Consider the following 24,521-nt stretch of genomic DNA (forward strand, 5'->3'; position numbering starts at 1 on the left):
GCATCAAGCGCTGAATAAATCTGGAAAAGTGAGATACATTATGTTTGTCTTCTCTTTCGCGACAAAGTTAGCTTTTTCTTTTATTGAATGAGGGTTGTACGTACCTTAAGATTAAAAGAAACTATATTAATAAGAAGGGAAGAGAGCAAAAATGACTCACTTTAATATAAAAGTTGCCGTTCAAAAGTTCGGTAACTTTCTAAGTTCAATGGTCATGCCGAATATATCAGCTTTCATAGCATGGGGGCTAATCACTGCCCTATTCATCCCATCGGGTTTCCTGCCAAATGAAAGCCTTGCCAAAATGGTTACACCGATGGTTACGTTTTTATTGCCGCTTTTAATTGGATATACGGGCGGTAAGCTAATCCATGACCACCGCGGCGGCGTAGTAGGTGCCATTGCGACAATGGGCGTCATCGTCGGATCTGACATCCCGATGTTCCTTGGAGCCATGATAATGGGACCGTTCGGCGGTTATGTCATCAAGAAATTCGATCAATTGATTGAAGGGAAAATAAAAGCCGGTTTTGAAATGCTTGTTAATAATTTCTCGGCGGGGATTATTGGCGGCCTATTGTCCATTCTATCCTTCCTGGCCATCGGGCCTGCTGTTGACGTATTTACAGGCTGGCTTGTAGCAGGAGTCGATTGGCTTGTCGGTACAGGTTTACTGCCGTTGACAAGTATCCTGATCGAGCCTGCCAAGGTCTTGTTCTTGAACAACGCCATCAATCATGGTGTACTATCGCCAATTGGTGTAGAGCAAGTTAAACAAACAGGGGCTTCCATCCTGTTCCTTCTGGAATCGAATCCAGGACCAGGTATCGGCGTACTGCTTGCTTATTGCTTTTTTGGAAAGGGAACGGCGAAGAAATCGGCGCCAGGAGCTGCCATCATTCATTTCTTCGGCGGGATCCATGAAATTTATTTCCCTTATATCCTGATGAAGCCGATGTTATTCTTAGCCGTCATTCTTGGAGGCATGAGTGGAGTTTTCACCTTGGTCCTGTTAGGCGGAGGATTGTTCGCTCCAGCATCCCCAGGCAGCATTCTTGCCATTACAGCGGTAACTCCGCATAATGCAGGTGCATATATTGCTAACTTTGCAGGCGTCATCGTAGCAGCCCTTGTTTCATTCATCGTCGGTGCATTCATCCTGAAAACAGGAAAGCAATCCGAAGAGAATATTGAAGATGCAGCGAAAAAAATGCAAGAAATGAAAGGCAAGAAAAGCTCTGTTGCCGATGTATTCGCTTCAGATCCCGGAACGATGCCAACAAACGTCAGCAAAATAATATTTGCCTGCGATGCAGGGATGGGATCAAGTGCGATGGGGGCTTCGCTGCTTCGCAAGAAGGTGAAGGAAGCCGGATTGAATATCAATGTTACAAATACGGCGATCTCAAACATACCTGCTGATGCGCAAATCGTCATTACACAGGAAGAGTTAACTCCTAGGGCACAGAATAAAGTGCCGAATGCTTATCATGTATCCGTCGATAATTTCCTATCGAGCCCTGAATACGATTCATTGCTTGCACGGCTTCAGGATCACGGTACCGATGAGCTGCATGAAATCGTCGAAGATGCTGAAGAGAAGGTTCCCGGTGTTCGTGAACATTCAATAGAGCCTGGCATCGACGGGGATGAGCAGGAAGGTAATGAATTGCTTCGTGAAGAAAATGTTTTCCTTAATCAACAATTCGCCAATAAGGATGAAGCGATCCGCTTTGCAGGAAGAGCTTTGGTCAATGCAGGTTACGTTAAGGAAAGCTATATTGAAGCGATGATTGCCCGGGATGAATTGACTTCAACCTATATGGGGAATGATGTAGCCATTCCGCACGGAACCGAGGAAGCTAAGAAAGATGTCCTTAAATCTGGATTTACCGTTTTACAAATTCCTGATGGTGTCGACTTTGACGGCCAAAAGGCACGATTGATATTCGGCATTGCCGGCAAGGACGGGACACATCTTGAAATTCTATCTGGCATTGCAGTTACATGCTCTGACATGGAGAATATTGAAAAGATGGTTAAAGCCACATCAGCCAGGGAATTGATGGATATCATAACTGTAGAAAATAATTAAATACTCTTAACCAAGAATAGAAAAGCGTTTTACGCTTTTCTATTCAGTATTTTCTCGTGTTACTCCACCTGAAATGAGTTGGTAGCATGTATATTACTTCAAGGGAAAAATCAATCATAGAATTGATCATAAAAACTTCAGGAAAACATACAGCCTTATCCATTGCGACACAATTGAATGTTAGTGTCAGGACGGTTCAACGCGATCTGAAGTCCATAGAAAAAATCCTGCAATCATTCGAGTTGCATTTAACACGCAATACACATGAGGGACTGTCCATTGACGGGAAGAATGAACAAGTCTTTCGGCTTGTACAGCACCTGATGGGCAATCATCCGATCGATCAAACGCCACAAGAAAGAAAATTGCATCTTCTTTTAGCTTTACTGCAGGAAGAATCATATAAAACTCAAGTTCTTGCGGGGGATCTCGGTATAAGCATTACGACTCTTACAACCTATTTGGACGAACTGACCGAATGGTTAAAGAATTTCAATATCGTGATTACCAGAAAAAGGGGAGTCGGAATAGAGCTAGCCGGCACCGAAGAAAATAAACGAAAAGCCCAGGCAGCCTATTTCTTGCACTTTTTTAATGAAGAGCTGATTGAAAGTTTATTTTTGCTGCAAGAAGGAAAATTCCCAGAAGCGAAAATCCTTGACTATTTCGATCCCGAATATCTTCTGGCTATCGACGGGGTGCTGTTTTCCACTTTTGACAGCGCCCATTCCCGATTGGCGGATAGCGGGTATATAGGGTTAATTGTACATATTTATGTAACCCTGCAAAGGAATGAAAGCCATTATTTTTTGGAGAAGGACTTCAATAAAATAAGCGAACTTTCCGATGAGAATAATCTCATGAATAAAATAGGCAAGGAACTCAGCACCATGCTGGAAGTTTCCTTTACCATCGATGATATAAGCTATCTTGCAGCCATCCTTAAAGGCTCCAAGCTTCATGCGGCGGATGCCGTTCCCTATGACAGTGTATTGCTTGGCCAGCTGATAAGAAGCCTGATAAAAGATGTTTCGGCACAATTGCAAATCGATTTGACCAAGGATTTCCCATTGTATCAGGGGCTCCTTGCCCATATGGAACCATCGCTTTTCCGAATCAAACAGGAAATGGGATTGTACAACCCCTTAACCGAAGATATTAAGCGAAAGTACCCGGTTCTCTTTTTGGCAGTGAAGGCCAGTCTGGAAAAGGGGTTCAAAGAAATAAAAGAATTCCCTGAAGATGAAATAGCCTTCATCGTCCTTCATTTCGGATCTGCATTAGTGCTGCGGGAGGAAGAAATATCAATAAGGGCACTTATCGTCTGCCCGACAGGTATCGGTACGTCGAAGATGCTTGCAAGCCGGATCAAAAAGGAAATCATCGAAATCGAGACTGTAGAAATCAAGACAATCAAAGACATCCAGCAGCAGGGCAGTCTGAAAAACTATGATGTGATCATTTCTACCGTCCGGCTTCCGTATATCGATAGCGATTATATCCTTGTATCCCCTCTTTTGAGTGAAGAGAATATTTTGAACATCAGGAATTATTTAAGGAAGAATATCGAAAACTTCACAAAGAATAAGCGTTATGGCATTCAGTCGGCCAATAAGGATCCCGTGACCAAAAAAGAGGATGGCGAACTGAAAGAAGTGCTGCAGGAATTGAAAGATGCCCAGCAGAGCATCGAGTCGATCATGGATAATTTCCGGTTTTATCGGCTGCCGCATCGGAAAGGACATCCAGAGATCATCGAAGAACTGGTGAGGATGGCTGAAACGGAAGAACTGCTGATGGGTGCGGATGATGTGGTCAGATCCTTGAAGGAACGGGAAAAAAAGGGCGGTTTAGGCATTCCGGGCACGGGAATGGGCCTTTTCCATACGAGGCATAAGAATGTTAAAGAACTGATATTCCAGGTGGCCCATCTCGAAGAATATCGTCTGGTCAAAGGTATGGATGGCAATGACGTCCATATGAAAAATTTACTGCTGATGCTGGCACCTGAAGAATTAAGTGTGAAGCAGCAGGAAATCGTCAGCTTAATAAGTTCAAGCTTAATTGAAAGCAATGAATCCATCATGATTTTTTCATCTTCGGACGAAGAAATGATTAGAAGAAGGCTGGAAGCCATATTTTTGGATTATTTATATACTAACTTGATAAAGGGATGATTGTAATGAAACAAGCAGTACATTTCGGTGCAGGAAACATTGGAAGAGGATTTATCGGAGCACTTTTTTCACAATCCGGATATCATGTGACATTTGTAGATATAGCTGATCAAATCATCGATCAGTTAAACGATAAAAAGCAATATCAAGTCAAACTGGCCACTGATCAACAAGAATCAGTCACTGTGAAAAATGTTTCGGGTTTAAATAGTTTAAAGCAGGAAGAGGAAATCATAAAAGCAATTTCCGAAGCAACCTACCTCACCACTGCCATCGGTCCCAATATTTTGCCTCATATCGCTCCTTTAATTGCAAAAGGATTAGCAGCAAGAGTGAAGGAAACCGATGAAAAACTATATGTGATCGCTTGCGAAAACCAAATATCGGCAACAGACCTTTTAGAAGGCTACGTTCTGGAAAATCTGGATCAAGCTACAAAGGAAAAACTAGCCGATAAAGTCTACTTCTTCAACTCAGCAGTCGATCGCATCGTTCCTATCCAAAATAACGAAGGATCACTCGATGTTCTGGTGGAACCTTATTATGAATGGGTTGTTGAAACGAAGGAAAGCATCCCTGCCGTTGAAGGGATGACCATTGTAAAAGAACTCGCCCCATTCATTGAGAGAAAACTGTTTACCGTTAATACAGGACATGCCGTCATTGCTTACCTCGGTTATCTCAAAAATAAAAAATCAACCATAGACCAGTCATTGGAAGACGCAGGCATTGTGGAGCAAGTCAAGAAAACCCTAGGGGAAACGGGCGCCTATTTAATAAAGCAATACGGTTTGGATGCAGGTGAGCATCAGCAGTATATCGAAAAAATCATTAATCGTTTTAAAAACTCCTACCTGAATGACTCGGTGAATAGAGTCGGACGTTCACCGCTGCGCAAACTCGGGCCAAACGACCGTCTCGTGCGCCCTGCCGTAGAAGCAAAGAAAGCCGGCCTTTCCTATACTAATCTGGCGAAAGCGATAGCGGCCGCTTTACTCTTTGATTTTAACGAAGATGAAGAAGCACTTAAGCTCCAAGCAATGATCAAAGAAAAGGGTGTAGCTGCCGTTCTTAAGGAAGTTAGTGGATTGGACGAAAGCAGTGAAATAACAAAAGAGGTTGTCAATCATTACAATGCGTTGAAAAAATAAATAATTTAAGTTAAAAGCTCCTGAAATGAATTTTCAGGAGCTTTTAAACATAGGGAAATTGTTAAAAGGGCTTATTGTGCTTACTATCGTGATCGAATGCGGTTTACAATGCTCAGAAGGAAATAATGCAATACCAACTAAACCACTAAAGATAATTGACTACATTGCAGGAATTTTATATGATAATACTGACTGACTAATCAATCGGGAGGTGAGAAAGAATTTCTACTCAAGAAAAGCCGGATAGAAGAGAGCAAATATTAGAGATATCACAACAACTTTTTGCGTCTCTTGGTTATCATAAAACGAAGATTTCTGACATCGTTCGAGAGGCGGGCATTGCACAGGGTACTTTTTATTGGCATTTTAAAAGTAAAGAAGCTATTGCTTTAGAAATTATTCAACAAGGGCGGATCGGACTTCTGGAAGTAGTAGCACACGGACATCGAAAATCTCCTGGAACAGTTCAGGATGTTTTGAATTCCTCTGAAAAGTTATTTGTGGAGTTGTTTGATTTTTCGGAATCTCATCGATATATGATGGAGATGATATTCAAGGGAATTGATGGTGAAGAGTCACTTAAACAGGCGATCATTGATACTCGATTGAAGGTGGAAGAAGCTTTTGAGAATAATATTAAAAGAGCAATGGAGCTAAACATTCTGCCGGAAAGGGATTCTGGTTTACAAGCTGCAATATTAATGAGTTTATTTGAAGGAATCCTATCTAGGTGGTTATTCGGGCCGGTCTCAGATGGTTCGCATATCCGAAGCAGAACAACGGCTGAGCTGGCTAAAGAAATGGTTAGATTCGAATTTTTTGGATTATTAGGAACATAAAAAGGAGGCAGATTATTATGAAGAAAAAATATTCATACATTACATTAGTTTTATTAGTAGCATTTACTTTGATATTAAGCGCATGTGGTACGAAAGACGATAAGACAAGCGAAAATAAAGAAAGCAGTGCAGATTTATTACAACAAATCAAAGATCGCGGAACCCTTAAAGTAGGGCTTATGGGTACATATCAGCCATACAATTTCTTGAATGAAAAAAAAGAGATGGATGGATTTGATGCTGATATCGCGAAGGAATTGGCCAAGCGACTTGGAGTGGATGTTGAATTTGTTTCCCAAGAATTTTCAGGTATGGTAGCAGGATTACAAACTAAAAAATTTGATGCAGTTATCAGTCAAATGACCATTACTGATGAACGCAAAAAACAAATGGATTTTACAGAACCATATATCACAAACAATGTGAAGGTAATCGTTCAAGAAGATAATAATACGGTTAAGTCTGTAAAAGATTTCAAAGGCAAAAACATTGGAGTGGGGCTAGGAACTAATGATGAAACATATCTTCGTACAGAGCTGCTTCCGGAAGTGGGAGACTTTACGATTAAAACATATGATGACGTGATTACATCATTAAAGGATTTGGACTCTGGAAGAATCGATGCAACCATCAATAATATGTATGCGTTGAAACCAGTTGTAGAGAGTAATGGATTTAAGATCAAGGCTGTTGGTAATCCGGTTAAATCTGATAAAGCAGGAATCGCGATTCGTAAAGGCAATGAATCATTATTGAAAGAATTGAACAAACATCTAGCTGATATGAAAGAAGACGGCACATATAAAGAGATTTTTGTGAAATGGTTTGGGGAAGAGCCACAAGAATAAACCTATAGTAGTAGAAAGGATACAAGCAAAGTTATGGATGTTATTTGGATTAACCTGCCATTTTTATTGAAGGGAGCATACTATACGCTCCTTATCACCATTATTTCAATGTTTTTTGGATCGATTATTGCTGTGATTGTGGCGGTAGCAAGATTAAAAGGTAATAAATTTATTAGATGGATGGCTCGTGCATATGTTTCCATCATAAGAGGTACGCCCACTTTGGTCCAAATTATTATTGTGTATTATGGACTGGCTGATTACGGCTTTAATCTTCAACCACTAACAGCGGCTTATATTGCGTTAAGTATCAGCATCGGGGCCTACCTTTCTGAAACATTGCGCGGGGCGATTCAATCCATCCCTAAAGGGCAATATGAAGCGGCATATGCATCTGGAATGACACCATATCAAACGATGCGAAGAATTGTTTTTCCGCAAGCGATTAGGGTAGCCATCCCGCCAGCTGGCAATACATTCATTGGGATGTTGAAAGAAACATCGCTTGTCTCCGTTATAACGGTTACCGAATTATTGCGATCTGCTCAATTATTAATTGCCCAATACTATGTGTACATGCCATTTTATTTAGCGATTGCGCTAATGTATTGGATCATGAGTACAGGATTTTCCTTTGTATTGGAAAGAATTGAAAAAAGGTTATCAATATATGACTAAGTATGGAGAGGTAGAATGATAAACATCAGTAACCTATCGAAGAGTTTTTCAACCTTAGAAGTGTTGAAAGATATTAATTTACAAGTGAACAGCGGCGAAGTTGTTGTGATTCTTGGGCCGAGTGGTTCAGGTAAAAGTACATTGCTTCGATGTATAAATGGACTGGAAGAATTGACGAGTGGAACTATTGAAGTGAGCAACATTATCGTTGATGCGAAAAAAAGTCATAAAGTGCGCAATAAACAAATTAAAAAGGTCCGTCTACATACGGGAATGGTTTTTCAACAATTTAATTTATACCCGCATAAAACGGTATTGGAAAATGTTATCGAAGCACTGTTAATTGTGAAAAAGTGGTCGAAAAATGATGCAGTGATAAAAGGGGAAACGCTGTTAAAAAGAGTAGGTTTGATTGATAAAAAAGATGTGTATCCTTCGCGATTATCTGGAGGTCAGCAACAAAGGGTCGCGATTGCCAGAGCACTTGCAATGGAGCCGGATATCTTATTGTTCGATGAACCAACGTCGGCATTAGATCCAGAGTTGGTAGATGAGGTGTTGGCTGTAATTAAAGAACTCGCTCATGATGGAATGACCATGGCCATTGTTACTCATGAGATGACATTTGCTCAGGATGTCGCTGATCGAATCGTCTTCATGTCAGATGGTGTCATCGTTGAAGAAAGTCCACCAGAGGAATTCTTTTCACAACCACAAACTGATCGAGCCAAGAAATTTTTGAAGAAAATGTAGATAATATAAGGAATGCGGGAGGAATTATCATGAAAGTGGTAACAAAATGGAATGGCCAGCGTGCTTTCACAGCTGTTGGAGATTCAGGTTATGAAGTCAATATGGACGCAACACCTGCATATGGAGGCGAAGGTAAAGGGTGTACACCAACAGAAATGCTTTTAGCTTCCCTAGCTGGATGCATTGGAATAGATGTCACGATGATACTGAAACCTTATTTGTCATCTGTGGGTAAGCTTGAAATTGAAACAGATGGTACGAGAAAAGAAGAATTGCCAAAAGGATTCACATCCATTGTTGTGACTTTCATAATTGATGGACAAGTGGACAGTAAACGAATCTGGAGAGCAATAGATCTAGGAAAAGAGAAATACTGTGCAGTATCAGATTCCTTGAAAGCCAATATCTCATTCCGGCTTATTTTAAATGGAGAAGAGCAAACGAAAGTGGTAACTGGTCAGAACGAAGAAGAATAATATTTTTAACCTTTCAAAAGCGCTGTAGAGAAATCTCTACTGTGCTTTTGTAGTTTTTAAGGAAAAAATGGGAACGAATAAATTTCAGCAAATTAAAAAAACCTTGTAAACAGTAATCATTACGTTTTATAATGGAAGACAGTCAAGACAAGAGAGAGTGTTTTGAAGTATAAATCGTAATCATTTTGATTTATTAGACGGAAAGCACTGAAAGAATGGATTGAGAAAGGAGGGTTCGTGCAATAAATAGAGAATTTGGTGCATTTTTTAATAATTTGGTACTAATTCAAGAGATATAGGCTGTTATTCACGAAATTAGAGCAAATACTCTTGAATTTGGAGCAAATACTCTTGAATTTGGAGCAAATACTCGTGAATTTGGAGTAAATACTCGTGAGTTTGGAGCAAACTCGTGAGTTTGGAGCAAATACTCGTGAGTTTGGAGCAAATACTCGTGAATTTGGAGCAAATACTCTTGAATTTGGAGTAAATAAGTGAGTTTGGAGTAAATACTCGTGAGTTTGGAGCAAATACTCGTGAGTTTAGAGCAAATACTCGTGAATTTGGAGCAAATACTCTTGAGTTTGGAGTAAATACTCTTGAATTTGGAGCAAATACTCGTGAAATTAGAGTAAATACTCGTGAATGGAGGATTACATAGTTTGATTTCGGATAAGCATTCGGCGATGTTTACGTCGTTTGTCATGATGGTAAACTGCAATCTAAATCGTAATCAATACGATTTTGAAACAGCCAATAAAAATAGTTGAGGTAATGGAGGAAATATATCGTGTTCAGAAAATGTAAATTGATTTTTATTGTATGTTTATCAGTCTTTCTTTTAGCTGCCTGTTCCACTGAGTCTGCGAAGGATCAAGCGGGTGGGAAGGAGGAAGTGAACTTGCTTTTTAATTTTGCGACTAGCTCGCTTGATCCGAATGTTGATACTAGTTATGTGTCGCTAAGGGCTGGCATCACTGAGACATTGGTGCATCTCAATGATGAGGATTTGACCATCGAGCCTTGGCTGGCGAAGAGCTGGGATAGCAAGGATGGTCAATTGTGGAACTTTAAGTTAAGGGAGGGGGTGACGTTTCAGAATGGAAAGCCGATGGATGGCAAAGCGGTGAAGGCTTCCTTGGAGAGGGCGATGAAAGATAGTCCGGCGATCAAGAATGCTTTGCGCATTGAGTCGATTGAAGCGGACGGGAATGCGCTGACCATTAAGACGGAGGTTCCTTTTCCTGAGTTTCCTTCTGAATTGGTTCATCCAAATACATCGATTATTGATGTGAAGGAAAGTGACTATATAAACAAGCCGATAGGAACCGGGCCATTTGCCGTTTCGAAATTCATACCAGGTACGGCTGTTGATTTAATGAGGTATGAGTCTTACTGGGATGGAGCCGCAAAGCTTGAGAGAGCCAGGTTTTCGTTTAATGAAGATGCCAATGCACGGTCTCTTGCCCTGGAATCGGGAGACGCCGATATTGTTTTCCGTCCGGAAGTGGAAAGCCTGGAAAATTTAGAGGCGATAGATGGTGTGAAGGTTGAATCGACATCGACTTTCCGCGTACATCAAATGACGATGAATTTGGAACGTAAAGCATTGCAGGACATACACGTCCGAAAGGCGGTTGATGCCTTGATCGATCGTCCATCCATTGCGAAAACGATTTTACATGGTCATGCAGAAGTGGCGACGGGGCCATTCCCATCCACTTTCTCTTTTGCTCCGGATTATCCGGAAAAAGCGAATGGAATGGAAGCCGCTAAGGCGTTTCTTGATCAGGCAGGATATAAGAAAGTGGATGGTGTCATGCAAAAAGACGGTAAACCGTTAACGTTTACACTGCTTACATACAGTTCACGTGCCGACCTGCCGTTAATTGCCCAAGTTTTCCAATCGGATGCCGGTCAGTTGGGGATTGATGTGAAAATCAAGCAAATAGAAATCCCTGAAGAGTATATGGCTTCCAACCGCGATTGGGATTTAACGACCTACAGTAATTTAACGGCTCCGAGAGGGGATGCCGGTTATTATTTAAATGCTACTTATCATTCAAAGGGTGCCTTGAACTTCAGTGGGGCTGATGATGATCGCCTGACGTCCCTGATTGATGAACTGAACGTGACGGTCGGGCAGGAGGAGCGCTCGGATTTAGCTGAGGAGATTGCGATGTATGTGGATGAACAGGTGTATAATTCATTCATTTTACATCCGAATACACTTGTTGCTTATGATGCCGATAAAGTTAAAAACTGGATCACTTCGAGAAGCGAATACTACATGCTGACGAATGAATTGGATGTGAAGTGAAATGTTTCGCATCTTATTCCGCCGGTTCATTGAGGTCGCGATTTTTGTTCTTGTGATTACATTCATTTCTTTCCTTTTTGTTCGGCTTGCTCCTGGCGACCCGGTTCTCTCGATACTTCAAGTGGATGATGTTTCGGTCACAAACGAGCAAGTGAATGAACTTCGTGAAGAATTAGGGTTCAATGATCCGCTGTTCGTGCAGTATGGCAATTGGTTTGCGGACTTTATCCTATTGGATTTCGGGCATTCCTATCTGACGAATCAGCCTGTGATGGAAATGATCATGAGCGGGCTGCCTGCAACACTTGAGCTGGCGGTTGGCGCGTTGCTTGTCATGCTTGGTATAGCCATTCCGTTAGGTTCGCTTGCTGCCTTGTACAGGGGGAGCTGGATCGATCAATTCAGCCGGGCCGTTTCTTTATTGGGGGCAGCCATTCCTAGCTTTTGGCTGGGGCTTCTTTTGATAGATTTATTTGCGGTAAGATGGGGAGCCCTTCCAACGATGGGCAGGGACGGGTTTCGTTCTTTGATTCTGCCGTCGGTCACGCTGGGGCTGGCCATCACAAGTGTGTACGTCCGTTTGCTGCGTTCGAGTTTGATAGATTCCCTCAGTCATGATTTCATCAGGGCTGCCCGATCTAGGGGGATTTCAGAAATGCGGATATTCTTTGCCCATGCATTTCGTTATAGCTTGCCCCCGATCATTACCGTTTTCGGGGTCAGCCTTGGCAGCCTGATCGGCGGTGTAGTCGTGATCGAAGTGATTTTTGCCTATCCAGGCATAGGTAAGATGGTCGTGGACTCGATTCGGTCGCGGGATTATCCAGTCATCCAAGGGTACCTGCTGGTGATGGCCATCATTGTATTCATGGTTAATAGTGCCGTGGATTTATCTTATCGCTATTTAAATCCGGAGCTAAGACTGAAGGAAAGGAAGCATGGAAAATGGAGTTAGTTATCAAAGAAAAATCCAAAAGGCGCTGGAGAAGGACCGTCCTTTTTACGGTGATGGCGACAGTCCTTGCGGTTGCGGCTTACACCTTTCTTATTCTGAAACATGATCCTGCACTGGTCAATCTGGAAGAAAGGCTATGGCCGGCGAGCATGGAACACCCGTTAGGGACGGATCATCTAGGGCGTGATGTATTGACACGCCTTCTGCTTGGTGCACAGCTGACGGTTGGCTACGGCCTCTTATCTTTGTTTGCCGCAGTTATCATCGGCGTCCCGTTCGGGATGATTGCCGGTTTTAAAGGAGGTCTGATCGATCGGTTCTTCATGCGCATTGCCGACGCGTTTCTCGCCTTCCCAGATACGATCGTTGCCATTGTTCTTAGTGGTTTATTAGGACCGGGAATCGAAAATCTCCTGTTGGCGATCGTTCTGGTGAAATGGGTGAATTATGCCCGGCTTGTGCGAAGTACGGTGATCACCGAACGTCAGAAGGAATATGTCACAGTTGCTAAAATCAATGGATTAAGTTCATTTGGGATCATGCGGAAGCATCTATTTCCGCACCTTATCGGGAATGTGCTTGTCCTTTCTAGCCTCGATTTAGGAAAAATCATTTTGCTCATATCTTCCTTATCATATATCGGGCTCGGTGCGCAGCCGCCGGCACCGGAGTGGGGAGCCATGCTGAATGATGCCCGTCCATACTTTCAATCCAATATGTTGCTGATGATTTACCCAGGGCTCGCCATCGTATTTGTCGTCCTTCTATCCAACATGCTCGGTGATTATCTACGCGATGCATTCGATGTCAAAAAGGAGGTGGGATCATGAGCATTTTATCCGTGAGGCAGCTGCATATCATGGGGAAGCAAAATCATATCGTCAAGGATCTTTCATTAGATGTGCAGGAGGGTGAGTGGTTCGCACTTGTCGGACAAAGCGGCAGCGGCAAAAGCATGACGGCCATGGCAATATGTCAGCTGCTTGCACCCAATCTTCAAGCGAAGGGGGAAATATGGTACGGGGAAAAGAATTTATTAACCCTATCCTCTTCAGAAATCAGGAAGTTTCGCGGAAAGCGCCTGGCTTATATTTTTCAAGATTACCAGGGTTCATTCACCCCATTCCTTACCATCGGTCAGCATTTTGACGAATATCAGCGAACACATTTGAACCTTTCCAAAAAGGCAAGGAGGCAGCAAGCGGTCGATGCGCTCATATCGGTGGGCCTGAATGAAGATATCTACGGCAGATATCCTTTTCAATTAAGCGGCGGGCAGCTTCAACGCGTATCCATATCAATAGCCTTGCTGCTTGAACCGGATATCTTGATAGCGGATGAACCGACCACAGCCTTGGACAGTGTATCTTCCTTTAAGGTCTTACAGTTGTTATCAAAGCTCCAAAAAGAAACCGGATGTGCAATCTTGTTCATTACCCATGATTTACGTCATGTCAGGAAGTACGCGGATCGCATTGCGGTCATGAAAGACGGGACCATCATTGAGACCGGTGACAAAAATCAGGTATTGAACCATCCGCAGCATGCTTATACGAATGAACTGATTCAATCATCGCCATCATTGAGGAGAATACCATTTAAGCTTGAAGGAGTGTCAGGATGAGTTTATTAGACGTGCGAAATGTCCATAAAAGCTATGATAACGGAGTGGAAATACTAAGGAACGTGAATTTCAGCATCGAAAGGAAGGAATGCCTCGGGTTGGTGGGGGAGAGCGGCTGCGGAAAAAGCACACTGGCAAGACTCATCCTTCAGATTGAATCTATTGACAAGGGCAGCATCCTATTTGAAGGAACCGAGCTGCAAAACAAAAGCGAACGCAGTTTAAAGGCGTATCGCAAGAACATCCAGGCCGTTTTGCAAAATCCTGCATCGGCTTTGAATCCAAAACTAAGGATAAAGGATTCACTGCTGGATCCATATCTTCAATTTGGCAGCCAGATCAATTTGAAATATTTTACGTATACAAGTGAAGCAAACTTTATCGGACAGCTCCTGGAAGCGGTGGAGCTTCCAAGGAGTTTTGCTGAACGTTACCCGCATGAGCTAAGCGGCGGACAAAAGCAGCGAGTGACCATTGCACGTGCCATCAGCATCGAACCGGCCCTCATTATATTGGATGAACCGGCTTCAAGCCTGGACGTGCTGTCCCAAGCGGCGGTGCTGAAATTGTTAGGCGGGCTGCAGGAGACTTTGGACACTTCCTACCTTTTCATTTCTCATGATTTATCGGCTGTACAGGAGATGAGCCAACGGATCATGGTGATGAAAGGGGGTGTTATTGTGGATTCTTTCGAAAAAGAACAGCTTTTTTGCAGCGATCGCCATTCATACACAAAAGAACTGATCTCGATGTTTGAATAATGAAGTTGTATTTATTTGAATTTTAAATCGTAATGATTTCGATTAAATGGGAGCTTGATACTTAAGGAGGAAGTAAGGTGAACCATCGATCATATTTGGCCTTGGCCATTCCTCTGACCATATCGACGATAACGACGCCATTGATAGGCGCGGTGGAACCAAATAGGAGTGTGTGCCTTGAAAACGATCAAATGGTCTAGAAACCAGGAAATAATCATTCATACATATTTGGATACTTATAAAATTTTACTAGAAGAAGATGATTTATCACCAAATAACGAAATCATCAATCGCGTTTTAACTGAACTGGTTTCGATTATTTCGAAACCGTTGGACCTGCATGTTGCACAAGAAATTCTTAATCATGATGAAATCCGATCGATTCGGGATACCATGCTTGAAAAGCTGACGATTGCTGAAACATTGATGGAGAATCATTATGCTAAATTATTTGTTGGCAGAGTGAACTCCCTGGATGACTTCCGTTCTTTCATTTATTGGGATAACTACAAAGAACTGATTCAAACGGAAATCAATGAATTGAATAAGGTGAAAAGTGATATTCGATCATTTGCTTTTGTAGGGACGGGGCCTCTGCCATTAAGTCCTTTGCTGCTTCAACGGGAGTTGGGTGCGAAAATGACATGTCTCGATATAGATGAACAAGCCCATTCACTTGGCCGGCGAATCGTCCAAGAACTGGATAAAGAAGGGGATTCAGAATATATTTTGAATGATGGCGCCCTTCATGACTACACGGGGTTCGACCTGGTGTGGATTGCCAGCCTGGTTCCTAATAAAGAAGAAATACTGGAACGGATATATCGGACAAACCCTGATGCAACCGTCGCAATACGGTCGGTGGACGGCATTCATCAATTATTATATGAGCCCGTTGATGCAACAAAATTCAGTAAGGTGGCATGTGAGGAAGTCGGGAGAACCGTTGCGGATTCCTTCATCATCAATTCAACCGTTTATTACACATTTAAATAGTGGCACCATGGAACGAGTTGCTGCGGCAATTCGTTTTTATTTAGGGAAAAAGAAATTCCAATAAACTTACTTGACATTATAAGCTTATGAAAATATAATTACTTACATAAAGTAACCGACAAAAGGAGAATTCATACATGAATAAAAATGATGCAGCCCACGTTTTTTTAAGGGTGATATTAGGTCTTACTTTTTTCATTCACGGCGTTTCAAAGTTTCAAGGGGGCATAGGAAATACGGCGGGATTTTTCGATAGCCTTGGCATTCCTGGCTTCATGGCATACATCGTTGCAGGAATCGAATTGATTGGAGGACTTGCGGTTATACTGGGTTTGGGAACACGAATCGTTTCCGTCCTATTTGCGGTCATTATGGCGGGGGCGATTTTCACGGCTAAATTACCTGCCGGTTTTCTTGGAAACGGGCAAGCGGCGGGTTACGAACTGGACTTGGCACTGCTTGCGATGTCTGTCTATCTAGCGTGTGCAAACCGCACGGTTCTTTCTTTGGATCATGTGATTTTCAATAAAAAAGGGAAGTGACAATATGGATAAAAAGTTTCATCAAAAACCAATTACCTTTGTTGGCGAGGTCAGTATAAATGTATTGGATTTAAATAAGGCCATTCTGTTTTATCAAGAAATCATCGGTCTCCAAGTATTGAAGAAAACCGACCGGAAAGCTGTTTTGACGTCAGACGGAAAAACCCCGTTGCTGACACTTGAGCAGCCCGTGGATGTGATTCCGAAAGAAGGAAGGACGACGGGCTTATATCACTTTGCCCTGTTGCTGCCAACCCGTGCCGACTTATCGATTTTTTTACGCCATTTACTTCAAACGAAATATCCATTTGGAGCGGCGGATCATGAAGTGAGTGAAGCGCTGTACATTACCGATCCGGATGGAAATGGCATCGAAGTATACTCTGACCGGCCATCCACTAATTGGAGATGGGCCGGTGGAGAGGTCGAAATGGGCACGGATCCGCTGGATGGGAATGACCTGCTGGAAGAAAGCGATGGTGAGTGGAGCAAACTGCCTGCAGGTACCTTGATGGGGCATATACATCTGCATGTAGCGGATTTACGTAAAACGGAGGAGTTTTACATGCAAGGTCTTGGGTTTAGCGTCGTGAATCGATATGGAGGAGCGCTCTTCACTTCAACCGGCGGATATCATCATCATATCGGATTGAACACATGGAATGGCGTTGGCGCCCCTGCCCCGAAGGAAAATAGTGTGGGTCTAAACTGGTATACACTCGTTTATGCAGACGAGGAAGCGAGAATCAAAGTAACGGAGCAACTGGAAGGAATCGGGGCTGTCGTCACGGAAAAAGAAGGGTTTTTCGCTGTAACAGATCCATCAGGCAATGAGATTCATTTAGTCGTTTAAATGATAATAATATAGAAAGCAATGGTGAGAGGATAATGGGATTCTTAAGCAGATTATTTGGAAATAAAGAAACCGCGGCAGGGGAGAATGGAAAAATGACAAAAGTATTATTCGTAAAAGTGAATGATCGTCCTTCAGATCAGGCAATCAGCACGAAAATGTACGACACATTCTTACAAACATATAAAGAGACGCACCGTGCGGATGAAGTGATCGAGCTGGATTTATTTAAAGAAAATCTTCCTTACTATGGAAATACGGCGATTACCGGACTATATAAACGCAACCAAGGTATTGAACTGACAGCTGAAGAGGAAAATGCCGCCAAACTGGTTGACCAATATTTAAATCAATTCATGGCCATGGATAAAGTGATATTCGCTTTCCCTCTATGGAACTCAACGGTTCCTGCACCGTTAATCACATATCTATCTTATTTGGCACAAGCCGGTAAAATGTTCAATTATACGGCGGAAGGTCCTGTCGGGTATGCTGGAGATAAAAAAGTCATGCTATTGAATGCCCGCGGTTCTGATTATGCATTAGAAGGAATGGCTTCCGCTGAAATGGCCGTTAATTTAGTGAAAAATATCATTGGGCTATGGGGAATCAACAATCCGGAGACCGTGGTCATTGAAGGCCATAATCAGTATCCGGATCGGTCACAAAAAATAATCGCGGATGGTTTGGAAAACGTTGCAAAAGCGGCAGAAGCATTCTGATTGCAAAGTGAAAAGAATAGCAGGCAAAGAAAGGCCTCCATATCAATGGAGGCCTTCTTTGTGCAGGGATGATGTTTTATTTGACCTGATACTTTTTCAAACGGTATTGAAGGCTTTGGCGGCTAATATTCAGGGCCTTGGCTGCTTGGGAGATATTCATGCCATGTTCCTTCAATATCTTCTCCAAGTATTGCTTTTCAGTATTGGCGATATAATCATCAAGAGATAAGGTCGAATCCTGTAAATTTCCATTTGCATGAGTCTCTTTTCTTCCGGGATGAATGTCTTCCAAATGGGCTTTCTTCCTAAATAGAGCCGGAAGGTGGGTGATGGCAATCTTTGTATCGCCAGGTTCCATTAAATTCATGGCTCCCTCAATGATATGTTCAAGTTCCCTTACGTTTCCGGGCCAGTCGTAATCATAAAAAAGCGAGTAGACTTCTTCGCTGATCCCTTCTATATTCAATTCGAACAGCGCATTGAATTTCTCGATGAAGGATTGCGCCAGCAAAGGAATATCCTCTTTCCGTTCACGAAGAGGCGGGATGAATAACGAAACGACACTTAATCGGTAGTATAAATCCTTTCGTAAATGGTCATTTGAAATGGCATCTATCGGATCTTCATTTATCGTTGCAATGACCCTGACGTCAATTTTTTTATCCTTAGTATCCCCAACACGGCGAATCGTCCTTTCTTGAAGGGCCCGTAATAATTTCGCTTGCATGTTCGGATTTAATGAGTTGATTTCATCTAGCAGGATGGTACCGCCCTGTGCCTGTTCGAATAATCCAGGCCTTTCGATCGATCCGGTGAAGGCGCCTTTCTTTGTGCCGAAGAGTATTCCTTCAATTAGACTGTCTGGCAGGGCAGCACAGTTTTGGCTGATGAAAGGTTGTGTCGAACGGCTGCTGCCATTATGGATGCTTTGGGCGAAGAGCTCTTTTCCGGTGCCCGTTTCCCCAACGATGAGGATGGAGGATGCCGTTCTGGTCGAGCGCTTGCTCTTTTCTATGACTTCCAGGAAATTTTCACTCGTTCCGATGATGCTGTCAAACGTATATTTGGTATCGCCCTTATTCAATATATTATCTTTAATGATTCTTTCCAGATTCGTTATATCCTTTGCCACTTCAATGGCCCCGATGATATTTTGCTTTTGATCCAAAATCGGAAACGTATTATTGATCGTTGTAATTTCCTGACCAAGATTATTGAAGTAGGTCTGCTTCGAGTTCTCGGTTGTCTTCCCCGAATGAAGTGCCCTTATTAATGTACTCTCGGTTTCTTCCTTGAATTTAAAGATTTCGTGAATCTTCTTCCCTAACACTTCTTCTGAATCCATTCCTTCGATTTCTGCCATTTTCTTGTTATATACAATCGTCCGCCCTTTTATATCGATTATATGTATCCCTGTATCGATTACATCCACAAGCGAATAGAGGATGGATTGGAAACCATCTATTTTAATGATTTGATCTAAATTCATGAATGCCTCCCGTTTTTCTTCTTTTCTTAGAGCTATTGTAGATGAATTGAAGTAAAGGCGCAAATAAAATTTGCACAGCAAGATTATTTTGCATTGAAGTGCAAAAATATTTTGCGGAAAAAGTGAAAAAGCGCTGTTTTTTATGGTTTTTCTAGTTGGCATGAAAGTTGCATTAATAAAAAGTGTAAGGTTTAAGCGACAAAAATAGGGATTAGAGCAAAAAATAATGGCATACTATGCCAGTTTTGCCCTTAAAGTGCTAAATTTCATTGCATTTTTCAAGAAAAAACATTATTTTTTCAAAAAAATGAAAAGTTGGCACGGAACTTGCTTGTTTAATAAGCGAGAAGTAAAAACATAAACTTAGGGAGATGAGACATAATGGTCCAAACATATAAACACGAACCATTTACTAATTTTAAAATCGAAGAAAACAATAAAGCTTTTCAAGCGGCATTGAATGATGTAGCTAATGATCTAGGGAAGAAATATCCGCTGATCATTAATGGTGAAAAAGTGTTTACTGATGAAGTCATTACCTCTGTAAACCCAGCAAATAAAGAAGAAGTTATCGGAACCGTATCCAAAGCGAATAAAGATCTTGCTGAGCAAGCGATGCAAGCGGCAGATAAGACATTCCAAACTTGGAGAAAAACGAAAGCGGAAGTGCGTGCAAACATTTTATTCAGGGCTGCAGCGATCGTTCGCAGAAGAAAACACTATTTCTCGGCTCTATTGGTTAAAGAAGCAGGGAAGCCTTGGAATGAGGCGGATGCAGATACAGCGGAAGCGATCGATTTCATGGAATACTATGCACGTCAAATGCTGAAGCTTAAAGACGGCATGCCAGTGGAAAGCCGTCCGATTGAACACAATGCTTTCAATTATATTCCGCTTGGTGTGGGTGTCATCATCTCACCTTGGAACTTCCCGTTTGCGATCATGGCAGGCATGACGACGGCTGCTCTTGTTTCAGGTAATACGGTCTTATTGAAACCGGCCAGTACAACACCGGTCATTGCAGCTAAATTCATGGAAGTGCTGGAAGAAGCGGGCATGCCTGCAGGAGTCGTGAACTTCATTCCAGGAAGCGGTGCCGAAGTAGGCGATTATTTGGTAGATCATCCTCGTACACGTTTCATCAGCTTTACCGGATCTCGTGATGTCGGTATCCGTATTTATGAGCGTGCCGCAAAAGTACATGAAGGCCAGATCTGGTTAAAACGTGTCATCGCTGAAATGGGCGGTAAAGATACGATCGTAGTTGATAAAGAGGCTGATCTGGAATTGGCGGCACAATCAATCGTCGCTTCTGCATTCGGATTCTCAGGTCAAAAATGTTCTGCTTGTTCACGCGCTGTCATAGTGGAAGATGTATATGACCAAGTCTTGAATCGTGCCATTGAATTAACGAAAGAAAAAACGATCGGGGAACCAACAGATCTAAACAGCTTCATGGGTCCGGTCATCGATCAAGCAGCTTTCGATAAAGTCATGAGCTACGTTGAAATCGGTAAAGAAGAAGGGAAAATTGTTACAGGGGGAGAAGGAGACAATTCAAAAGGTTTCTTCATCCAGCCAACCATCATTGCCGATGTGGATGAAAACGCACGTGTCATGAAAGAAGAGATTTTCGGACCGGTGGTTGCATTCTGTAAGGCAAAAGATTTCAATCATGCAATCGAGATTGCCAATAACACGGATTATGGATTAACGGGTGCAGTCATCTCTAACAACATTGAACATATCGAACAAGCGCGTGAGGATTTCCACGTAGGTAACTTGTACTTCAATCGCGGCTGTACTGGTGCCATTGTAGGATACCAGCCATTTGGCGGATTCAATATGTCAGGCACGGATTCAAAAGCGGGCGGTCCTGATTATTTAGTTCTTCATCTTCAAGGTAAAACAACATCTGAAACGCTATAAATTTTAGGGGGAATCAACATGACAACTTTAACGGAAAAATTAATCGAGCAAACAGAACAATATGGTGCAAACAATTATAATCCACTTCCAATCGTCATTTCGAAGGCAGAAGGAGTTTGGGTGGAAGATCCTGAAGGCAACAAATATATGGATATGCTTAGTGCCTATTCAGCAGTGAACCAAGGCCACAGGCATCCGAAAATCATTGACGAATTAAAAAAACAAGCTGATCGCGTAACATTGACATCCCGTGCATTCCATAGTGATAAATTAGGACCATGGTATGAAATGGTTTCACGCATTACGCAAAAAGACATGGCACTGCCTATGAATACTGGTGCTGAAGCTGTTGAAACAGCCATCAAAGCTGTTAGACGCTGGGGCTATGATGTTAAGGGGATCGCAGAAAACCAAGCTGAAATCATTGCTTGTATCGGGAACTTCCATGGCCGTACGATGGCAGCCGTGTCCTTGTCATCCGATGATGAATATAGAAGGGGCTTTGGACCGATGCTGCCAGGGATCAAGCTTATCCCTTACGGCGATCTTGATGCATTGAAAGAAGCGATTACACCGCAAACGGCTGGATTTTTAATCGAACCGATTCAAGGTGAAGCCGGAATCATCATTCCGCCACAAGGATTCTTAAAAGAAGCTTACGACTTATGTAAAGAAAATAATGTCCTATTCGTTTCTGATGAAATTCAGTCAGGACTTGGACGTTCAGGAAAAATGTTCGCCTCTGACTGGGATGGAGTAGTTCCCGATATGTACATTTTAGGTAAAGCGCTGGGCGGCGGGGTTTTCCCAATCTCTTGCGTAGCTGCGAACCGTGAAATCCTTGGCGTATTCAATCCTGGTTCCCATGGTTCTACATTCGGCGGCAATCCATTGGCATGTGCGGTTTCCATCGCTTCATTGGAAGTCCTTGAAGAAGAAAAGCTTGCGGAACGTTCTTTGGAGCTTGGACAATACTTTATGGATAGTTTAAAAGAAATCAAGAATCCGATGATTAAAGACATCCGCGGCCGAGGCTTATTCATCGGAGTCGAACTAACAGAAGCAGCAAGACCTTATTGTGAGCAGCTTAAAGAAGAAAAACTGCTATGTAAAGAAACACATGATACAGTTATCCGTTTTGCTCCGCCGTTAGTGATTACTAAAGAAGACTTGGATTGGGCAATCGAACGCATTAAAAAAGTTTTATCCTAATATACCTATGAGGTGAATTCCATTGAGTACAACAATCAAAGAAGAAAAAGAAACTGCCAGCTTGCTTGATTCAACACAGGTCGTAATCAAGGAGGCACTGGATAAGCTTGGCTATTCTGAAGAAGTGTTCGAGCTTTTGAAGGAACCTCTGCGGATGCTGACCGTCCGGATCCCAATTAAGATGGATGACAATTCGACGAAGATTTTCACTGGATACCGTGCCCAGCACAACGATGCTGTCGGTCCGACGAAAGGCGGAATCCGTTTTCATCCTGAAGTCGATGAGGAAGAAGTCAAGGCACTATCAATGTGGATGAGTTTGAAATGCGGAATCGTGAATCTGCCATATGGCGGAGGAAAAGGCGGCATCATCTGTGATCCGCGCCAAATGTCAATCGGTGAATTGGAAAGGCTTAGCCGTGGATACGTTCGGGCAATCAGCCAAATAGTGGGGCCGACTAAAGATATCCCGGCCCCGGATGTTTATACGAATTCACAAATCATGGCATGGATGATGGATGAGTACAGTAGAATAAGAGAACACGATTCTCCTGGTTTCATTACAGGTAAGCCACTGGTACTGGGCGGTTCACACGGCAGGGAAAAGGCGACTGCACAAGGTGTCACCATCTGTATCGAGGAAGCGGCTAAGCGTAAGGGCATAGAATTGAAAGGTGCACGCATCATCGTCCAAGGGTTTGGGAATGCAGGAAGCTTTTTGGCCAAATTCATGCATGATGCAGGTGCGAAAGTGATTGGCATATCGGACGCATATGGTGCCATCTATAAACCTGAGGGTCTGGATATCGATTACTTACTTGATAAAAGGGATAGCTTTGGAACGGTAACGACACTATTCGATCATACAATCACCAACCAGGAGCTCCTGGAACAGGAGTGTGATATTTTAGTGCCTGCTGCCATTTCCAATCAAATCACCAAAGAAAATGCCCATCTTATCAAAGCCCAAATTGTCGTAGAGGCCGCGAATGGACCTACCACATTGGAGGCAACCAAGATCTTGACGGAACGCAATGTGCTTCTCGTACCTGATGTATTGGCAAGTTCAGGCGGTGTGACAGTTTCTTACTTCGAATGGGTTCAAAATAATCAAGGTTATTATTGGGAAGATGAAGAGGTCCAAACCAAATTAAAAGCGTTATTGGTCAACTCATTTAATCAAATCTATGAAATGTCCGAGACGAGAAAAGTGGATATGAGGCTGGCAGCGTATATGGTGGGTGTCAGAAAAATGGCAGAAGCCTCGATATTCCGCGGCTGGGTATAAGCTATAGTCTAATAATGGGGAGTGGAGGAGTGATTCCGTGTTAAAACCGATTCATACCATCGAGTGTGCTCAAGATGGGACCGTCGAGCAAGTTTACGTTCAAAAGGATTCCTATGTTTATGAATGGGAAAGGCTCTTTTTAGTGAAGACGGAAGATGGGAAATTGATTGATGTTTCAATAGGTGCCAGTGGTCACATTACTGAAATTAATGTTTCGGCAGGGGATCCTATTAATAGAAAGCTTCCTTTAGCTTTGCTCCAAGACGATTTTATTATAACTGGCTCTGATTGATTATAGGAAAGAGGGTGTTCCAAAGGCGGAAGCGATTTCTGCTTTGGGATGCTCTTTTTTTGTTGTGATCATTTATAAGCTGATGACAAAGCCAGGAAAAAGTTTGTAAAGAAAAAACGATGGCGATGAGGACTTTTCGGCTTTCCAATAGATAGCACCTAGCAATTATTTCTTGATAGGAGCTGGGAATGAGGAAAAGGGATAACCTATCCCCACCATCATCCACGGTTTACTATTGACGAAGTTGCCATGGAATACGGGTGTTAACATTTCTATCCAATCCTTTCGAAAGGATTTGGGATGGATTATATGAGTGGCCCGATCCGGTCTACCTGGGAAAAGGAACAAAGAACTAGATTAACATAAGGACTTTTAACCGAGATGAATACATCCGCCTTCGCTGGCCATACGTCTTAACAGGGGATGGTTCCGCGAAGGTATTTTTGATTTGGAAGGGCATATTGTCTTATTCCCTTTCATAAACTTTTACAAGCCAGTACCAAGGCAAGAAAGGAGTGGAT

General features: G+C 42.6%; 23 protein-coding genes and 2 pseudogenes. 24 read left to right on the forward strand and 1 reads right to left on the reverse strand.

The features are described from left to right. Nucleotides 1-151 precede the first annotated feature (151 nt). From J7I90_RS08925 to J7I90_RS09005, 19 genes and pseudogenes are all read left to right on the forward strand, one after another. Entirely contained in the window at nt 152-2,095 is a 1,944-nt protein-coding gene (locus J7I90_RS08925; protein ID WP_214770711.1) for a PTS mannitol transporter subunit IICBA, read from the forward strand. A gap of 86 nt (nt 2,096-2,181) precedes the next feature. Beyond that, nucleotides 2,182-4,272, forward strand: coding sequence for a BglG family transcription antiterminator (locus J7I90_RS08930; RefSeq protein ID WP_214770713.1), 2,091 nt, complete (start codon nt 2,182-2,184; stop codon nt 4,270-4,272). A gap of 5 nt (nt 4,273-4,277) precedes the next feature. Beyond that, the gene (locus J7I90_RS08935) at nt 4,278-5,423 is read left to right on the forward strand and encodes a mannitol-1-phosphate 5-dehydrogenase (RefSeq protein ID WP_214770717.1); all 1,146 of its coding nucleotides are present in this window, start codon (nt 4,278-4,280) and stop codon (nt 5,421-5,423) included. A gap of 266 nt (nt 5,424-5,689) precedes the next feature. Beyond that, nucleotides 5,690-5,809 (forward strand): annotated as a pseudogene (locus J7I90_RS27735) (TetR/AcrR family transcriptional regulator); the annotation flags it as partial. A gap of 150 nt (nt 5,810-5,959) precedes the next feature. Further along, entirely contained in the window at nt 5,960-6,262 is a 303-nt protein-coding gene (locus J7I90_RS27305; protein WP_251025188.1) for a hypothetical protein, read from the forward strand. Nucleotides 6,263-6,279: 17 nt separating this feature from the next. After that, complete coding sequence (locus tag J7I90_RS08945) at nt 6,280-7,110, forward strand: transporter substrate-binding domain-containing protein (RefSeq protein ID WP_214770720.1); 831 nt, start codon at nt 6,280-6,282, stop codon at nt 7,108-7,110. 33 nt (nt 7,111-7,143) lie between these two features. Continuing rightward, a complete protein-coding gene (locus J7I90_RS08950) occupies nt 7,144-7,788 on the forward strand; it encodes an amino acid ABC transporter permease (RefSeq protein WP_214770723.1) in 645 nt (214 codons plus the stop codon). Between the two features lie 15 nt (nt 7,789-7,803). Then, nucleotides 7,804-8,541: an amino acid ABC transporter ATP-binding protein gene (locus tag J7I90_RS08955; RefSeq protein WP_214770725.1), complete on the forward strand. Its 738-nt coding sequence runs from the start codon at nt 7,804-7,806 to the stop codon at nt 8,539-8,541. A gap of 29 nt (nt 8,542-8,570) precedes the next feature. Beyond that, nucleotides 8,571-9,017: an OsmC family protein gene (locus tag J7I90_RS08960; RefSeq protein ID WP_214770727.1), complete on the forward strand. Its 447-nt coding sequence runs from the start codon at nt 8,571-8,573 to the stop codon at nt 9,015-9,017. A 790-nt stretch (nt 9,018-9,807) separates the two neighbouring features. Further along, nucleotides 9,808-11,337: a nickel ABC transporter substrate-binding protein gene (nikA, locus tag J7I90_RS08965; RefSeq protein ID WP_214770729.1), complete on the forward strand. Its 1,530-nt coding sequence runs from the start codon at nt 9,808-9,810 to the stop codon at nt 11,335-11,337. A 1-nt stretch (nt 11,338) separates the two neighbouring features. Next, nucleotides 11,339-12,292, forward strand: a complete 954-nt coding sequence (gene nikB, locus J7I90_RS08970) for a nickel ABC transporter permease (protein ID WP_214770731.1) — start codon at nt 11,339-11,341, stop codon at nt 12,290-12,292. Further along, entirely contained in the window at nt 12,283-13,122 is an 840-nt protein-coding gene (gene nikC, locus J7I90_RS08975) for a nickel transporter permease (RefSeq protein ID WP_214770733.1), read from the forward strand. The genes nikB and nikC overlap by 10 nt, the downstream gene beginning before the upstream one ends. Next, nucleotides 13,119-13,916, forward strand: a complete 798-nt coding sequence (locus tag J7I90_RS08980) for an ABC transporter ATP-binding protein (RefSeq protein WP_214770735.1) — start codon at nt 13,119-13,121, stop codon at nt 13,914-13,916. The genes nikC and J7I90_RS08980 overlap by 4 nt, the downstream gene beginning before the upstream one ends. Beyond that, nucleotides 13,913-14,677, forward strand: coding sequence for an ABC transporter ATP-binding protein (locus J7I90_RS08985; RefSeq protein ID WP_214770737.1), 765 nt, complete (start codon nt 13,913-13,915; stop codon nt 14,675-14,677). The genes J7I90_RS08980 and J7I90_RS08985 overlap by 4 nt, the downstream gene beginning before the upstream one ends. Before the next feature lie 77 nt (nt 14,678-14,754). Beyond that, entirely contained in the window at nt 14,755-14,877 is a 123-nt protein-coding gene (locus J7I90_RS27740; protein ID WP_285289422.1) for a hypothetical protein, read from the forward strand. Beyond that, the gene (locus J7I90_RS08990) at nt 14,855-15,673 is read left to right on the forward strand and encodes a nicotianamine synthase family protein (protein WP_214770740.1); all 819 of its coding nucleotides are present in this window, start codon (nt 14,855-14,857) and stop codon (nt 15,671-15,673) included. Before J7I90_RS27740 ends, J7I90_RS08990 begins: the two co-directional genes overlap by 23 nt. Before the next feature lie 137 nt (nt 15,674-15,810). Next, complete coding sequence (locus tag J7I90_RS08995) at nt 15,811-16,215, forward strand: DoxX family protein (protein ID WP_214770743.1); 405 nt, start codon at nt 15,811-15,813, stop codon at nt 16,213-16,215. A 4-nt stretch (nt 16,216-16,219) separates the two neighbouring features. Then, on the forward strand, nt 16,220-17,068 hold the full coding sequence (locus J7I90_RS09000) for a VOC family protein (protein WP_214770745.1): 849 nt from the start codon (nt 16,220-16,222) through the stop codon (nt 17,066-17,068). Between the two features lie 35 nt (nt 17,069-17,103). After that, nucleotides 17,104-17,790, forward strand: a complete 687-nt coding sequence (locus J7I90_RS09005) for an FMN-dependent NADH-azoreductase (RefSeq protein ID WP_214770747.1) — start codon at nt 17,104-17,106, stop codon at nt 17,788-17,790. A 76-nt stretch (nt 17,791-17,866) separates the two neighbouring features. Here J7I90_RS09005 and J7I90_RS09010 read toward each other — a convergent pair whose 3' ends face one another. After that, on the reverse strand, nt 17,867-19,279 hold the full coding sequence (locus J7I90_RS09010; protein ID WP_214770749.1) for a sigma-54 interaction domain-containing protein: 1,413 nt from the start codon (nt 19,277-19,279) through the stop codon (nt 17,867-17,869). A gap of 381 nt (nt 19,280-19,660) precedes the next feature. Between J7I90_RS09010 and pruA the strand changes: the two genes are divergently transcribed. From pruA to J7I90_RS27310, 5 genes and pseudogenes are all read left to right on the forward strand, one after another. Further along, a complete protein-coding gene (gene pruA, locus J7I90_RS09015; protein WP_214770751.1) occupies nt 19,661-21,208 on the forward strand; it encodes an L-glutamate gamma-semialdehyde dehydrogenase in 1,548 nt (515 codons plus the stop codon). Nucleotides 21,209-21,226: 18 nt separating this feature from the next. Continuing rightward, complete coding sequence (locus J7I90_RS09020; protein ID WP_034309472.1) at nt 21,227-22,420, forward strand: ornithine--oxo-acid transaminase; 1,194 nt, start codon at nt 21,227-21,229, stop codon at nt 22,418-22,420. Nucleotides 22,421-22,442: 22 nt separating this feature from the next. After that, a complete protein-coding gene (locus tag J7I90_RS09025; RefSeq protein ID WP_251025189.1) occupies nt 22,443-23,708 on the forward strand; it encodes a Glu/Leu/Phe/Val family dehydrogenase in 1,266 nt (421 codons plus the stop codon). A gap of 37 nt (nt 23,709-23,745) precedes the next feature. Further along, nucleotides 23,746-24,000 carry a biotin/lipoyl attachment domain-containing protein gene (locus tag J7I90_RS09030; RefSeq protein ID WP_095393313.1) on the forward strand — a complete coding sequence of 85 codons (255 nt, stop codon included), beginning with the start codon at nt 23,746-23,748 and terminating at the stop codon, nt 23,998-24,000. 109 nt (nt 24,001-24,109) lie between these two features. After that, nucleotides 24,110-24,267, forward strand: a pseudogene (locus J7I90_RS27310) (amidohydrolase); the annotation flags it as partial. Nucleotides 24,268-24,521 lie beyond the last annotated feature (254 nt).

It is taken from the genome of Bacillus sp. ISL-57 (genome assembly GCF_018613135.1).
GTDB classification, from domain to species: Bacteria; Bacillota; Bacilli; order Bacillales; family DSM-1321; genus Peribacillus; species Peribacillus frigoritolerans.

Coding starts and splice junctions, on each gene's coding strand:
- J7I90_RS09020 (WP_034309472.1), top strand. CDS start 21,227: ATGACAACTTTAACGGAAAAATTAATCGAGCAAACAGAACAATATGGT.
- J7I90_RS08945 (WP_214770720.1), top strand. CDS start 6,280: ATGAAGAAAAAATATTCATACATTACATTAGTTTTATTAGTAGCATTT.
- J7I90_RS08935 (WP_214770717.1), top strand. CDS start 4,278: ATGAAACAAGCAGTACATTTCGGTGCAGGAAACATTGGAAGAGGATTT.
- nikB (WP_214770731.1), top strand. CDS start 11,339: ATGTTTCGCATCTTATTCCGCCGGTTCATTGAGGTCGCGATTTTTGTT.
- J7I90_RS08925 (WP_214770711.1), top strand. CDS start 152: ATGACTCACTTTAATATAAAAGTTGCCGTTCAAAAGTTCGGTAACTTT.
- J7I90_RS27305 (WP_251025188.1), top strand. CDS start 5,960: ATGATGGAGATGATATTCAAGGGAATTGATGGTGAAGAGTCACTTAAA.
- J7I90_RS08980 (WP_214770735.1), top strand. CDS start 13,119: ATGAGCATTTTATCCGTGAGGCAGCTGCATATCATGGGGAAGCAAAAT.
- J7I90_RS08985 (WP_214770737.1), top strand. CDS start 13,913: ATGAGTTTATTAGACGTGCGAAATGTCCATAAAAGCTATGATAACGGA.
- J7I90_RS08995 (WP_214770743.1), top strand. CDS start 15,811: ATGAATAAAAATGATGCAGCCCACGTTTTTTTAAGGGTGATATTAGGT.
- J7I90_RS08950 (WP_214770723.1), top strand. CDS start 7,144: ATGGATGTTATTTGGATTAACCTGCCATTTTTATTGAAGGGAGCATAC.
- J7I90_RS09010 (WP_214770749.1), bottom strand. CDS start 19,279: ATGAATTTAGATCAAATCATTAAAATAGATGGTTTCCAATCCATCCTC.
- J7I90_RS08955 (WP_214770725.1), top strand. CDS start 7,804: ATGATAAACATCAGTAACCTATCGAAGAGTTTTTCAACCTTAGAAGTG.
- J7I90_RS08930 (WP_214770713.1), top strand. CDS start 2,182: ATGTATATTACTTCAAGGGAAAAATCAATCATAGAATTGATCATAAAA.
- J7I90_RS08960 (WP_214770727.1), top strand. CDS start 8,571: ATGAAAGTGGTAACAAAATGGAATGGCCAGCGTGCTTTCACAGCTGTT.
- J7I90_RS09005 (WP_214770747.1), top strand. CDS start 17,104: ATGGGATTCTTAAGCAGATTATTTGGAAATAAAGAAACCGCGGCAGGG.
- nikC (WP_214770733.1), top strand. CDS start 12,283: ATGGAGTTAGTTATCAAAGAAAAATCCAAAAGGCGCTGGAGAAGGACC.
- J7I90_RS09000 (WP_214770745.1), top strand. CDS start 16,220: ATGGATAAAAAGTTTCATCAAAAACCAATTACCTTTGTTGGCGAGGTC.
- pruA (WP_214770751.1), top strand. CDS start 19,661: ATGGTCCAAACATATAAACACGAACCATTTACTAATTTTAAAATCGAA.